A 13,796-nucleotide genomic window follows, 5' to 3' on the forward strand; every position below is an offset into this window, starting at 1 on the left:
TATTCCGATGGGCGGACGCGCTGAAAAAAAGACTCTTGGTGGCCGATAGGCAAGCCCTCATGCAACTTGAATGGGCCCCTCGGCTCGCTCACTAGTATCTTGAGTCGAATCGGATTGACCACCCTCAGCACCCAACACTTGCTCGCCCCTACGAATCGAGTTTGCGAGCACTTCCATCTGGCCGCGATACTTGAGTTCCAAGGACACACCAGAAAATCCATCCAGAGGAACGTTCGTCTGAAGCTCCTCTTTCTGGCGCTGGATCCGCCCGTACGTTTCCCTATCCCGGACGACTTGTATTTGTAGCTCACGAATTTCTTGTGGAGTTCTCACTGGTCAGCTTCTCCTTCTTCTCAGCAGTAGTGGTGAGCCGATCATCTAGGCATGCCAAACGCCGACCGAACTCACGCTGCAGTTTCAGTGACGCTTTTCACACTGAAGCCGAGACGTCCGTTGTTGAATAGCTGCATCCGCGAGCGCGCAACTCGGCTCACAGCCTCCACCGCGCTGGGAAGAATCTTGTACGGGACAACCTGGTTGATGTCTTCCGAAAGCCCTGCCTCCAGACCGCGTCTCCATGCCACTCGCAGTTCTGTATTGATATGGACGATGGTGACACCTGCGCCGATCGCCTCTCGCAGGTCTTCGTCGTCGGTTCCGGATCCGCCGTGCAGCGTCAACGGAATTCGGACTGCCCTCTTGATCTCAGCAATCAAAGGAACGTCCAGGTGCTTTTTCGCCGTTCCCCACACCATGCTCTTCATCAACCCATGGCTGTTACCCACCGCCGGTGCCAGTATGTCCACACCGGTCGCCTCGACAAACTGCCGAGCCTCCTGTGCCGTTGTGAGAGTCCGAGGCTCCTGCCGTTCCGCCTCGTGTATCTCAGAGCCGGTTCCGATGTCGCCGATCTCTCCTTCGACCAGGATGGCGGGGTTGATGGCCTTGAGAGTCTGGATTGCCAGCTGCGTTTCGAATATATTTTGCTCCAGGGGCTGCGCAGAACGATCAAACGTGACCGCATCGAATCCACAACGCGCAGCCTCGACGGCGCTTTCCAGCGAGTGCGCGTGGTCGGCATTTAGGAAGATGGGAAAGCCGAACTCTTCTCGGAGACTGCGGACGAGCGCAGCGATCTGACGAGTCCCAAGGAACCGTCGCTCTCCTTCGGACACGCCCACCAGCACAGGGACCTGCAGATCCATGGCGGAGGAACACACCGCCTTCAGCAGCACCATGTCGGAGACATTGAAGTGACCGATCGCCACCCTATCCATCTTTGCCTGTTCCAACAGCTGCGATAAAGAGCGCATCCTGATCTCCTCCATTCAACCCACCTGTGCAAGCCTGCTGAGAGATCACACCACGAGGATTTCTTTAATCCCATTGAACTTTGGTATCGGTAGGTACGTAGGTATCGGCCAATACAATCGGCTAATAGTGTCGCTTCTGGAGCCGCGGCTTAATCACACGTCTGGTGGGGATCGAGGAATAGAGGATGAATGTGGGAAGCCCATCTCCATTAGGCGCAAGTGTCACCACGACGGGCGTGAACTTCAGCGTCTTCTCCTATTACGCAACCCACGCGCAATTGCTGCTCTTCGAGTCCGAGGATGCCGCGCAGCCATATCGCATCATTGACCTCTATCCCGGAACAAATCGTACGTCGCACTATTGGCATGTTCACGTGCCAGGCCTAAGAGCGGGTCAGTTGTATGGGTACAGGATGAGTGGGCCCTACGCGCCTGATCAGGGCCATCGCTTCGATCCTGAAAAGGTGCTCCTAGATCCATATGCCAAAGCCCTCTCGACGAAGAACTATCAACGAAGTGCCGCCGCGAAACCCGGCGACAACGCGTCAGCTTGCGCCAGGAGTGTTGTCGCAGATCTCAGCATCTACGACTGGGAGGATGATTCTCCTCTTGGCCATCCCTTTTCGAGCACTGTCCTTTATGAAGTGCACGTTGGCGGATTCACACGCCACCCAAACTCCGGAGTCGCGGCGGAGCGGCGAGGAACGTATGCGGGCCTGATCGAGAAGATCCCTTATCTGAAAGACCTGGGCATTACCGCGGTTGAGCTGATGCCCGTTTTCCAATTCGACGCCCAGGATGCGCCGGACGGACTGGAGAACTACTGGGGATACAGCCCGATGGGGTTCTTTGCTCCCCACGTCGGTTACTCTTCTCGTGTCGATCCGCTAGGCTGTCTGGACGAGTTCCGTGACATGGTGAAGGCCCTGCACAGGGCCGGCATCGAGGTGATCCTCGACGTGGTGTTCAACCACACGGCTGAAGGCGGAAATGGAGGGCCTACGTTCTCCCTCAAGGGACTCGATAACCGGCTCTACTATCTCTTATCGGATGATCGTTCGCAATACTCAGACTATTCAGGCACAGGAAATACGCTCAACAGCGACTATGCCGTCCTCCGCCGCATGATCGGCGACAGCCTACGATACTGGGTCTCCGAGATGCATGTAGACGGCTTCCGCTTTGATCTTGCGGCTGTGCTGACCCGCGACAAGCACGGAAAGCCCGTTGATGATGCTCCCATCCTTTGGGAGATCGACTCCGACCCTGTACTTGCAGGCCGGAAGCTGATCGCCGAGGCATGGGATGCAGGTGGACTCTACCTGGTCGGGTCGTTCGTTGGCGACCGTTGGAAGGAGTGGAATGGCCGTTTCCGTGATGATGTCCGACGTTTCCTCAAGTCGGATCGAGGCACCGTCGTCAATCTGAAGCAAAGGCTCGTCGGAAGCCCCGACATCTATACAAAGCCAAGCCACCCGCCCGAGCAAAGCATAAACTTTATCACCTGCCACGATGGTTTCACGCTCAACGACCTCTTCTCCTTCAACGGAAAGCACAACGAAGCAAATGGGGAAAACAATCGCGACGGGGCTTCTGACAACTACTCGTGGAACTGTGGAGTAGAGGGTCCCACCGACGACACAGAAATTGAGCGACTACGTGCACGCCAGATTCGCAACGCTCTGACGGTCACCCTGCTCTCAATTGGAACTCCGATGCTCTTGATGGGAGACGAAGTAAGAAGAACCCAGTTCGGCAACAATAACGCATACTGCCAAAACGATGCGCTGAGCTGGTTCGACTGGGACCTCCGCAATAAGCATGCCGATCTCTACAGGTTCACCCGCCTCCTGATTCAATTGCGGCTGAGCTTTGCAGCAAGCCCCAGAGGTGATTCCCTGTCGCTCAACGAATTCCTCCAGCGAGCCAACATCCAGTGGCACGGAGTTCACCTCTGGGCTCCGGATCTTTCAGTCGACTCACACAGCCTCGCTGCCACGGCCAACCTCGAGAGCGGAGGCGCCTTTCACCTGATGCTCAATGCCTATTGGGAGACCCTGCCGTTCGCCTTGCCCCCTCGTCCTGATGGCTGTGGTCCATGGCGTCGGCTGATCGATACGTTCCAGGATCCGCCGTCGGATTTTCTGCGGCAAGGAGAGGAGATGACCGATCAATCCACATATGTCGTTCAGTCTCGATCGATCGTCTTACTGACAACTGGAGGTTGTGGAGTGATGAGTTCCTGACACCACCGAGGCACTTTAGCCGTGCCGGCCTCTTGCCTCGAAACGCGGGCCACTCAGGAATGGGTTACTCTCCTCGATAAAGCGCAATGGTCGATCTACCTCACGCTTGATTCCAATGCGAACCGTCCTGCGGATTTGCCCGGTCTCCCGAACGGCAGCTCCAAGCCAGAGAGGGCCATCGGCACACAAGTCAACGCCATCCAGGCGCCGGTCGATCGCCAAGGCTTCCGCAAGCCGCCCCGGTCCCCTCGCCAGATCTGTGAGTTTGTCGGTCCCGCGGAACCGCTCCATCGATTCAATTCCGCCAATCGGCTCAATGGCGCGCAAGAGCACGCCTGCTCCAGTTCCCTTTTTCTCGGACGTCACATTGAGCATGTACGACGTTCCATAGATGAAATACACATAGGCAAATCCCCTGCCGAGAAAGAGCGACTGGTTCCTGGCTGTCCGCCCCCGATACGCGTGGCCACTCGAGTCACCCGGAGGGTACGCCTCCGTCTCCACAATGCGGCCGATCAATCTGCCTCGGCCGATCTCGCGAACAATGGTTTTTCCGATGAGGTATCTCGCCAGCTCAGCCGTATCCGTTGGCAAGCTCGCCCGAGATAGCCTCCGAATTTCCTGTGCGAGATGAGACGCTATCTGCAATTGAATTGCCCTATCCAGCTTGCCGGAGGGCTGAGCCCGGAAAGCTCCGAATGCTTTCTCTCTATCGCTCGTCAACCGGCTGAGGCGCGTTATGGCTGCGGGAATCCGAACATCAACCACGACTGGTTCGCAACCCAATGCGGGTAGAGCTCGGTCATCTGGTCGAACAACTCCTGATCAGACGCGGCGACCCGCTGCAACCGATCGAAATCCTCCAGGTACCGCTTGGTCTCCTGGATCGCCGCGGGAGAATCGGGCGCGCCGGGCTTCTTATGACCAGCCACAACCATCGAGGGGTTCAGCGCGGCTAACCGGTCCAGCGCTGCGATCCAATTCCGGCGGCTCTCGGGGGTAGTGTCGCCGACGTACATGCGGCACTGGTTGTACACGACATCGCCGGCGACAACCAGGCCGATCGACGGGACGTACAACGATGTTGAATCCGGACAATCCGTGCGGCCCTGCTCGATGATTCGCAGCTCGTGGCCCTCGAGCGTGAATGTGTCCTGCTCGTAGGGCTCGGGAGAAACAAGCCTCGTGGGAACTTGCCCGGGAAACAACTGGCGGGCCAGTCGCTCCACGGTCGGCGTAAACGACGCCTTCATGGCCTCCAGGGCTTTGGGTGCCGCTATCGCCCGGGCACCTGGAAAGCGGTCGAGCAAGACCCCCAAGCCGTAGAAGTGGTCGAAGTGAGCGTGCGTAATGTAGATGGTCTCCAGATTGCGATTGTGCAGAGCAATCCAATTCGCCAGAGCCTCAGCCTCAGCCACAGTCGTCATGGCATCCACCAGCACCGCGTCGTGGTCACCGTAGATCAACGTCGACGTGCTGGGATCAAACCCCAGCGGCTCGCCGAAGGGCTTTGGCCGCTCGCCAACCATAGGCTTCCCCGGCGCGGTGAACACGTTCACACTCAACGTGCTCGATGCGGCAGGCATGGTCACGCCGGCAGATTCTTTCAAGCCATTTGTACCGCACATCTGAGGCTCCCTTCGCTGGCAAAACAGGTAACGGTTCAACTCGACAATCGCAGCAGTCGCCCGGTTCCCGGTCGCGTGCTAACCGTATTTCAGCTCGGTGCTCTGTCCGACCTCGATGATGTAACCGTCCGGATCACGGATGTAGCAGCGAATCTCGCCGTACTTCGGAATAGGCTCCGTGATGAACTCGGCACCTCGACTTTTCCATAACTTGTAACAAGCATGGATATCCGCAACGCGGATGTTCATGAAGCCGTTGATCCTGTCCGGATCGGGGACGCTAAGAGTTACGGAAGGCTTATCGGGAGTCGGCCCTCCCCCAACGTTCACGAGGAGCCAGGTGTTCGCGATCTGAATGTACGCGGGCGCGCCGTCACTATCTCCTGAACTCAGAATGTGACCGTCAAAGACTTTCTCATAGAACCTGGCGGACCGCTCGATATCGGCAACAGTGAGAAAGTGTGCGACGCTGAAACCCTCGCGCGGGGGCATCTCATAGCTCTTCTGTTCAACTTGTACCGCGTTGCTTGATGACTCATTTGGCGTGTCGCTCATTGGTGCTCCTTTCGATACGGTTCTCATTACAAACATCGTGTGCAAGGTTCGTGACTACGCTCAAGGCAACAGCAGGATCTTCCCGATACCGCCCTTCTCTGCACGCACGTGGGCTTCGGCCGCCTCACGCAGTGGCAACTCCAAACCAATCGGGATGACCAATTTCGCATCCCGCACCGCAGCCGCCATAAACTCAAGCGTGCCTCGATCGAAGTGCGAGAAGACCGGCACCACACGCACATGAGGATAAGCCCCAGCATTCGATGGCGCCTTGAGGCCGGTCGCGAACGTTCCGCCATGCTTGACCTTGCCGATGAGTTCTTCCGCGATCCTACCGCCAACCGCATCCGCTACGGCATCGAGCGAGGGGAGCCCCGCAATGGCGGTGTCATCGTCCGTTGCGATCACCTGATCCGCGCCTATCGTCTTTGCGTCGTCAAGTTGCTTCTTGAGGACACCAGCGATCACAATCGCGCCGGAATGCTTCGCAGTGAATACCGCCGAGCGACCGACCGCACCCATAGCTCCCAGGACCATCACCGTATCGCCAGCTTTGATCTCGGTAGCTGAAAGGAGCTGGTTACCCGTAACGGTCACGAGCGGCAGCGCCGCTGCCTGGATCAGATCGAGCCCCTCGGGAATCTTCGCAACTACAGCGGCACGTGCGACACAGAGCTCCGCGTAGGTGTTGTCCACCATGGCAAAGACCTCATCACCAACAGTGAAGTCTTCCACCCCAGGTCCAGTCCCGATGACGGTTCCCGCCATATCGATTCCAATGAGGCTCGGAAAATGGAGAGGATAAAAGTCCTGCGTCCGCCCGGCACGGCGCTGGCAGTCAATCGGATTGACGCTGGCCGCAACAACCCGCACCAGGACCTCACCGGCACCCGGGACCGGATCCGGATAGTCTTCCAGCTTCAGCACGTCTGGGCCGCCGTATTCGTGGACAACAATCGCCTTCATCACTCGCCTCCAGCTTGCATAGTCAAACCCTCACCAGTGCTACGCGAGGCAGCGGCATCGGTCGCTGCTGCGCCTCGAGCACGCATTGCTCCGTAAATACATTCCCAGCGCGCGAACGTCGTCCCTACTTCTTGACCAGGCTCCTTGCGGCATCCACCACATGGTGTACCGATATGCCTAGCTTTTCGAGCGCAATCGGGCCTGGGGCCGATGCTCCGAAGCGATCGATCCCCACTGCGATGCCGTCCGACCCGATGTACTTGTACCAGCCCAGCGTCGCACCGGCCTCGATGGAGATCTTCGGTACGTCGTGCGGGAAGACCGACAGCTTGTACTCGCTGCTTTGCTCTTCGAAGATCTTGAAGCTTGGCATGGACACGACGGTGGCGTTGATGCCGACCGCCTTCAACTCCATCGCCGCCGTGCGCGCGATACTTACCTCTGACCCTGTTGCAACCAGGATGATGTCCCGCCCGAACGCATCGAGCACATACGCTCCCTTCGCGCAGCCTTCGAACACGTTGAACTGTTCGACGTCGAGAACCGGGAGGTCCTGTCGCGACAGTGCCATGAAGCTTGGTGAATGGCGCTCCAGCGCAAGCTTCCAGCAGGCCGAAGTTTCATTCGCATCCGCAGGGCGAAAGTCAGTAAGCCCGGGGATCACCCGCAGGCTCATCAGGTGCTCTACGGGCTGGTGTGTTGGTCCGTCTTCGCCGAGGCCTACGGAATCATGTGTGAATACGAACAGCGAGTGCGTGCCCATGAGGGCCGCCGTGCGCAAGGCGGAGCGGCAATAGTCCACGAAGGTGAAGAACGTTGAACCGTATGGGATCAGTCCGCCGTGAGCGGCCATGCCGTTCACCATTGCCATCATGCCAAACTCACGCACTCCGAAGAACACGTTGCGGCCGTTTGGATCAACGTGGAAACTGAGCGAGTCCTTGAAGATCGTCTTGGTCGAGGTTGTCAGATCGGCGGCGCCGCCAAAGAGCTCGGGCACAACGTTCTCAATCGCCTTCATCACTGCCTGACCCGCGTTGCGCGTTGCAAGGGGCGCTTCCAGTGGAAACGTCGGCAGACTCTTCTCCCAACCTTCTTCCAGCCTGGCACCAAACGTCCGAAGGTACTGACTCCCAAGCGTTGGGTATGACTTGCTGTACTCGTTCAACCTGGCCTGCCACTCTGCCTGGGCTTTCTCGCCCTTCTCTACAGCCTGCAGCCAATTCCTGCGCGCGTCTTCAGGAATGTAGAAGCTCTTATCCTCGGGGAACCCGAAGTTCCGCTTCGTGGCCCTTACCGCTTCCACGCCAAGCGCTTCCCCGTGGACCTTATTGGTTCCTGCGCCAGGGGACCCATAGCCAATGATCGTACGAACGCGAATGAGCGACGGCCTGCCGGACTCAGCCTTGGCCGCAAGAATTGCCTTCTCGATCGCGACGAGATCGTTGCCGTCTTCAACCATCTGCACGTGCCAGTGATAACCATGAAAGCGCTCCGTCACATCCTCGGTGAAGCTGAGTTCCGTGGGGCCGTCAAGCGTGATCAGGTTGTCGTCATAGAGCACGATGAGCTTGCCGAGACCAAGTGTTCCAGCCAGTGACGCCGCTTCGTGCGACACGCCTTCCATCAGGTCGCCATCACCGCAGAGGACATACGTGTAGTGATCCACCGGCGTGTGGTTCTCGTGGTTGTAGACCGCTGCGAGGCACCGTTCGGCCATCGCGATACCGCAAGCCATCGCTAGGCCCTGACCCAGCGGACCGGTTGTAACTTCAACGCCAGGCGTATGACCGTACTCTGGGTGGCCGGGCGTCTGGGATCCCCACTGGCGAAAGCACTCCAACTGCGACATGGGCAGATCGTAACCAGTGAGGTGAAGCACCCCATAGAGTAAGGCCGAGGCATGCCCATTCGACAGGACGAAGCGATCGCGATCGGACCAGTGAGGATCCTTCGGGTTGTACTTCATCACGCGGTGGTAGAGCACATAGGCGATCGGCGCGCAACCCAGCGGCGCACCAGGATGGCCGCTCCTGGCCTTTTGCACCTGATCGATCGCGAGCATTCGCAAGGTGTTGATTGAGAGTTGATCAAGGGAGCCATTGTCTTGCTGATCAGTCATCGTCCCCTCACACGCCTTGACGGCTACGCACGGTCTGGGCGGCGGCTGCTTCAGAGCCTCAGCCACTCGATCAGGCCAACCGCAATGGGACGATTACACCGCTGGTCCTGCGGCGGATCAATTGGCCAATAGTATTGGCCATACCAAGGTGTCAGACCCCACGAGGCCATGCTTATGCCTGCTGCGCATCGACGACCCCCGATACGTTCGTCCAATAGATTCGTCAGCGGTATTCTGACCTAATTGAGGCCGCCGATCGATACTAGTCGGAAGCGCAACGCACTGCCAGGAGAACGTCCCGATGTTCCCTCAACTCGCCCACTTCACCGATCTCAGCATCCTGTTACTTCGACTTATGGTCGGGCTTGTATTCATCACCAGCGGCTACAGCCACCTGAAGGACCCGGAAGCGCGCTCGAAGAGCATCGAGATGTCGAAGGGCTTCACCATTTTTCTGGGAATCGCCGAGGTCGCCGGCAGTCTGGGAATCACCTTCGGCGTTCTGACGCAGCTTGCGGCCTTTGGACTGATCCTCCTCATGCTCGGAGCGATGCAGAAGAAAATTTTCTCCTGGCACATTGGATTCTGGGGAGACAAGACGTACGGCTGGCACTACGAGCTAATCTTCATCCTGATGAATCTGCTGATCGCGGCCACGGATGGTGGAAAGTATGTGCTGCTGAAGTAAGGGACAGCATGCCGAGCTACGCGCCCGTCAGATGGAGGTTATCGTTTCCCCACCGGCAGCTCCCAGATGTCCTCACAATATTGGCGGATGGTTCGATCGGAGGAAAACTTGCCCGATCTCGCCGTGTTCAGGAGCGACATCGGTCCCCAGCGAGAGGGGTCGGAGTAGGCCTTGCCTGCTTCCAGCTGGGCCGCAACATACGCGTCGAAGTCAGCGAGCACGAGGTAGCGATCGGAGTTCAACAGGTCGTTCACCAGGGGCGCAAATAAACCGCGATCCCCGTTTGAGAACCGCCCATCCCGCAATCCATCCAGCGCTTCACGCAGCAGCGGACTCTTCTCGTAGTAGCCGCGTGGGTTGTAGCCTGCATGCCGAAGATCGCTGATCTCCGGCGCGGTCAAGCCGAAGAGAAAGAAGTTCTCTTCCCCAACCTCTTTGCGGATCTCGATGTTGGCGCCGTCAAGCGTCCCCAAGGTGACGGCTCCATTCATCATGAACTTCATGCAACCCGTGCCGCTTGCTTCGAAGCCAGCGGTGGAGATCTGCTCGGAGAGATCGGCCGCTGGATAGATGCGCTGTCCGAGAGAGACAGAATAGTTCGGAAGGAAGATGACCTTCAGAAGATGGTTCACCTGCGGGTCGCTGTTGACGAGCGCGCCAATCTGGCAGATGAGCTTGATGATGAGCTTCGCCATCGTGTAACTCGGCGCGGCTTTGCCGCCAAAAAGGAAGGTGCGCGGCGTGAGGTCCTTCACCGCGCCGCTCTTTATCTGGCAGTAGAGCGAAAGAATGTGCAGCGCATTCAGATGCTGCCGCTTGTACTCATGCAGCCGCTTGACCTGCACATCGAACATCGATGTGGGATCTACATCGATCGACATCATCTCCTTGATGTACGCGGCGAGCCGGCCCTTTGAGCCCTCCTGCGTCTTCCGCCAGCGGTTGAGGAATTCTGTGTCCCTTGCATACGGCTCCAGCAACTTCAGGCCATACAAATCCTTGTGCCAATCTGTGCCGATGGCCTCGTTGATCAACCCCGTGAGCTCCGGATTGGAGAGCATCAGCCAGCGGCGCGGCGTCACGCCGTTTGTCTTGTTGCTGAATCGCTCAGGGAACGCCTCGTAGTAGTCACTCAGTGTTGTTTCTTCCAGTAGTTGCGTGTGGAGTTCGGCAACTCCGTTGACCGCCTTGCTACCCACAACGGCCAGATGCGCCATCTGCACGGTGCGCTCGCCGTCTTCTCCGATGATGCTCATGCGGCGCATTCGCGCGTCGTCGTTAGGATAGCGGCGACGCATATCGTCGAGAAACCGCTGATTGATCTCAAAGATGATCTCAAGATGCCGCGGCAGGAGATTTCCAAACAAGTCCAACGGCCACCGCTCCAGCGCCTCGGGCAGCAGCGTGTGGTTGGTGTATCCAAACGAGGTCTGCGTCACGCGCCAGGCATCGTCCCAACCCATCTCATGTTCATCCATCAGTAGACGCATGAGCTCGGCAATACCGATCGACGGATGAGTGTCGTTTAACTGCACCGTCCATTTCCTGTCGAACTCTTCGAGCGGCTTTCCCAGCGACAGGTGTATCCGCACCATGTCCTGCAAAGAGCATGATGTGAAGAAGAACTGCTGGGTCAACCGCAACCGTTTGCCCTCCACCTTCTCGTCTGGCGGATACAGCACCTTGCTGATCGTCTCCGACTCCATCTTGGAACGTACGGCGCCGGCATAGTCGCCACTGTTGAAGACGCCTAAATCAAACGAATCGACGGCTTCCGACTTCCAGAGCCTCAGTCGATTGACCGTACGCGTCTTATACCCCGGGATCGGCGTATCGAACGGAATGCCTTTCACCTTGTAGCCGGGAACCCATCTGTGCCGGACAGCGCCCTGGTCGTCCGTGTAGGTCTCGGTATGGCCAAATAGGCCAACCACCAGTGACATGGAGGCCTGGATCTCCCATGGATTGCCAAATTGCAACCATTTGTCGGACGTCTCTACCTGCCAGCCATCCACAATCTCCTGACGGAAGATCCCAAACTCGTAACGGAGGCCGTAACCGATCACCGGTACATCCAACGTAGAGAGCGAATCGAGAAAACATGCCGCCAGTCGGCCGAGGCCGCCGTTACCGAGACCAGGCTCGGGCTCCTCGGCAGCTATGCTTTCCAGGTCGAAGCCCACACTCTTCATCGCCTGCTCGGTCTCTGGCGTCAGATCAAGATTCAACAAGTCGTTCGGCAGGTGCGGCCCAAGAAGATACTCGGCACTGAGATACCCAAGAACACGCACATCTTCCTGCCTGTAGGTCTCGATCGTTTCCAGCCACTGGTCCATCAAACTATCGCGTACCGTGAACGAAAGCGCATGATATTGATCGATCACGCTGCTTCGCTCTAGTGGCCGGCCAACAGTTCGTGTCAGGTGGCCATGGAAAGACGCTGCGATCTCCTCGGCGGTCGTGCCAGTGCGGTCGTCACCGGCGGGCGCGTCTCCCCGTGGTTGACCATCATTCTGGGCTGTTGGAGCTCGGTGCTTTTGTTCCGGCATACGGTTACCGCCTTCTCCGTCGAACGCTGGATTTCGTCCACCCATTTTTAATGGGATGCACCGACGCGGATTGAGATGGTGAATTTCGCGAGAGCGGCGAGAGAATCGTATCGCGGACCTCAGTGGCCGCCCACCGCCCCCTACAGCTTCGTCTTTCTCATAAAGAACAGGGTCGCCCCGCTAGCGAGCAAAACGCAGCCCAGAACCAGAAAGCAGTCGCTGTAGGCAAACAGGAACGCCTGACGCTGAATCGCTCCACCAACGACATCGATCGCCCGTCCCTGGGCGGACGCGGGATCGCTGCCATGAGACATGAAGTAGGTCCCCACTTCCTGCAGGCGTACCTGCAGAGCTTGCGAGTAGATCGTCACGGACTCTCCGATGCGTTCCGAGTGAAACCGCTCTCTCACGGACAGCAGGGTGGACAGACCGGCGATCCCGATCGACCCGCCTATGTTGCGCATCATGTTGAAGAGTGCAGATGCCGACCCGCTCTCGCGGCCCTCCGCCATGCCGGCCGTTGTGACGGCAGATAGAGGAGTCATAATGAGGGGCTGCCCCACCGCACGGATGATGAGTGGAATATAGAACTGCGGCCCTGCGAAATTCGAATTGAGATGGATATCCAAGAAAGAACTGCCGCCGAAGAGTAGGATGCCTGTGCCGATGATGATTCGCGCGTCGACGACCTTCATTAGTTTTGGGATCAGCGGGATAACAACGAGCTGCGGTAGCCCCAGCCAGATGATGACCGTCCCAATCTGCGTTGCATCATAGCCATGGATCTGTCCCAGGTATAGCGGCAGAATAAACACGACGCCGTAGAGACCAATCCCAAGGGTCAGGTTGACGATACTGCCGAGCCCGAAGTTCCGGCGCGCAAAGAGGCGCAGGTCGACGAGGGGTTCCTTCTGTCGTAGTTCAATCAGGATGAAGGCGGGAATGAAGATGGCAGCGACCGATGCAAGCTTTACAATCCCCGGATCGCCAAACCAGTCCTTACGATTTCCATCTTCGAGTACGATTTCGAACGCCGCCAGACCTATAGCCATAGTGACGATTCCCCACCAGTCACCCTTTTTCAGCAGCGCTAAGTTCATGGGCTGCTGCTCCATGGTGAACCACACTGCGGCGATCAGCAGAATCCCGGGAACGACGTTAATGTAGAAGATGAATGGCCATCCATAATTGTCAGTCAACCATCCGCCGAGGAGCGGCCCCAGGGCAGGAGCGAACGTTGCGGTGATGGTGAACATCGCCATGCCAATGGCCCTCTTCGACGGAGGAAGATACGTGAGGATGACGACGAATGAGAGTGGGATCAGGACGCCGCCCGTGAAACCCTGCAGGACACGGAAGAGGATCATCAGGCTCAGCGAATGCGTTTGGCCGCAGCACACTGAGAAGATGACAAAAAGGATCGAGTTCACCAGGAGATATCTCTTGAGTGAAAACACCGCAGCGAGCCACGAGGTCAAAGAAATCACGACGATCTCGGCAACCAGATACGCCGTCGGCACCCATGAGATCTCATCCGAGCTTGCGGCCAATGTTCCGGCAATGTCACGAAGCGAAGAGTTCGTGACGATGATATCGAGCACAGCCATAAAGCAGCCGAGAAGAACCCCGGTCACACAGATCCAAGTCTTCAACGACACATGATCGCCGGTTTCCGCCGCGTTACTTCTTGCACCCGTCGCTGGGTTGATCGTTGCGGTTGCCATGGAAG

10 protein-coding genes are annotated in these 13,796 nt (G+C 57.8%); 2 read left to right on the forward strand and 8 right to left on the reverse strand.

The window, feature by feature from the left end; all coding sequences use genetic code 11:
- Window positions 1-404: 404 nt before the first annotated feature.
- Complete coding sequence (locus C4S68_RS06035) at window positions 405-1,313, reverse strand: class II fructose-bisphosphate aldolase (RefSeq protein ID WP_103932228.1); 909 nt, start codon at window positions 1,311-1,313, stop codon at window positions 405-407.
- 185 nt (window positions 1,314-1,498) lie between these two features.
- Here C4S68_RS06035 and glgX point away from each other — a divergent pair, with 185 nt between their 5' ends.
- Complete coding sequence (gene glgX / locus C4S68_RS06040; protein WP_103932019.1) at window positions 1,499-3,559, forward strand: glycogen debranching protein GlgX; 2,061 nt, start codon at window positions 1,499-1,501, stop codon at window positions 3,557-3,559.
- 15 nt (window positions 3,560-3,574) lie between these two features.
- Here glgX and C4S68_RS06045 read toward each other — a convergent pair whose 3' ends face one another.
- The 5 genes from C4S68_RS06045 to tkt all read right to left on the reverse strand — a co-directional run bounded on the left by C4S68_RS06045 (window position 3,575) and on the right by tkt (window position 8,830).
- Window positions 3,575-4,327, reverse strand: coding sequence for a DNA-3-methyladenine glycosylase (locus C4S68_RS06045; RefSeq protein ID WP_235011390.1), 753 nt, complete (start codon window positions 4,325-4,327; stop codon window positions 3,575-3,577).
- Window positions 4,297-5,187 (reverse strand): MBL fold metallo-hydrolase, encoded by an 891-nt coding sequence (locus C4S68_RS06050; RefSeq protein ID WP_200821481.1) that lies wholly within the window; start codon window positions 5,185-5,187, stop codon window positions 4,297-4,299. The genes C4S68_RS06045 and C4S68_RS06050 overlap by 31 nt, the downstream gene beginning before the upstream one ends.
- A 78-nt stretch (window positions 5,188-5,265) precedes the next feature.
- A complete protein-coding gene (locus tag C4S68_RS06055; protein ID WP_103932020.1) occupies window positions 5,266-5,742 on the reverse strand; it encodes a VOC family protein in 477 nt (158 codons plus the stop codon).
- A 60-nt stretch (window positions 5,743-5,802) separates the two neighbouring features.
- Window positions 5,803-6,708, reverse strand: coding sequence for an NADP-dependent oxidoreductase (locus C4S68_RS06060; protein ID WP_103932021.1), 906 nt, complete (start codon window positions 6,706-6,708; stop codon window positions 5,803-5,805).
- 124 nt (window positions 6,709-6,832) lie between these two features.
- Entirely contained in the window at window positions 6,833-8,830 is a 1,998-nt protein-coding gene (tkt, locus tag C4S68_RS06065) for a transketolase (RefSeq protein WP_103932022.1), read from the reverse strand.
- A gap of 301 nt (window positions 8,831-9,131) precedes the next feature.
- On the opposite strand from tkt, the gene C4S68_RS06070 reads away from it, so the two are divergent.
- Window positions 9,132-9,518 carry a DoxX family protein gene (locus C4S68_RS06070; protein WP_103932023.1) on the forward strand — a complete coding sequence of 129 codons (387 nt, stop codon included), beginning with the start codon at window positions 9,132-9,134 and terminating at the stop codon, window positions 9,516-9,518.
- A 38-nt stretch (window positions 9,519-9,556) separates the two neighbouring features.
- Here the strand turns inward: C4S68_RS06070 and C4S68_RS06075 are convergent, their stop codons facing one another.
- Window positions 9,557-12,112: a glycogen/starch/alpha-glucan phosphorylase gene (locus tag C4S68_RS06075; RefSeq protein WP_407641093.1), complete on the reverse strand. Its 2,556-nt coding sequence runs from the start codon at window positions 12,110-12,112 to the stop codon at window positions 9,557-9,559.
- 95 nt (window positions 12,113-12,207) lie between these two features.
- Window positions 12,208-13,791 carry a DHA2 family efflux MFS transporter permease subunit gene (locus tag C4S68_RS06080; protein ID WP_103932025.1) on the reverse strand — a complete coding sequence of 528 codons (1,584 nt, stop codon included), beginning with the start codon at window positions 13,789-13,791 and terminating at the stop codon, window positions 12,208-12,210.
- Between the last annotated feature and the right edge of the window lie 5 nt (window positions 13,792-13,796).

It is taken from the genome of Bryocella elongata, assembly GCF_900108185.1.
Taxonomy (GTDB): Bacteria; Acidobacteriota; Terriglobia; order Terriglobales; family Acidobacteriaceae; genus Granulicella; species Granulicella elongata.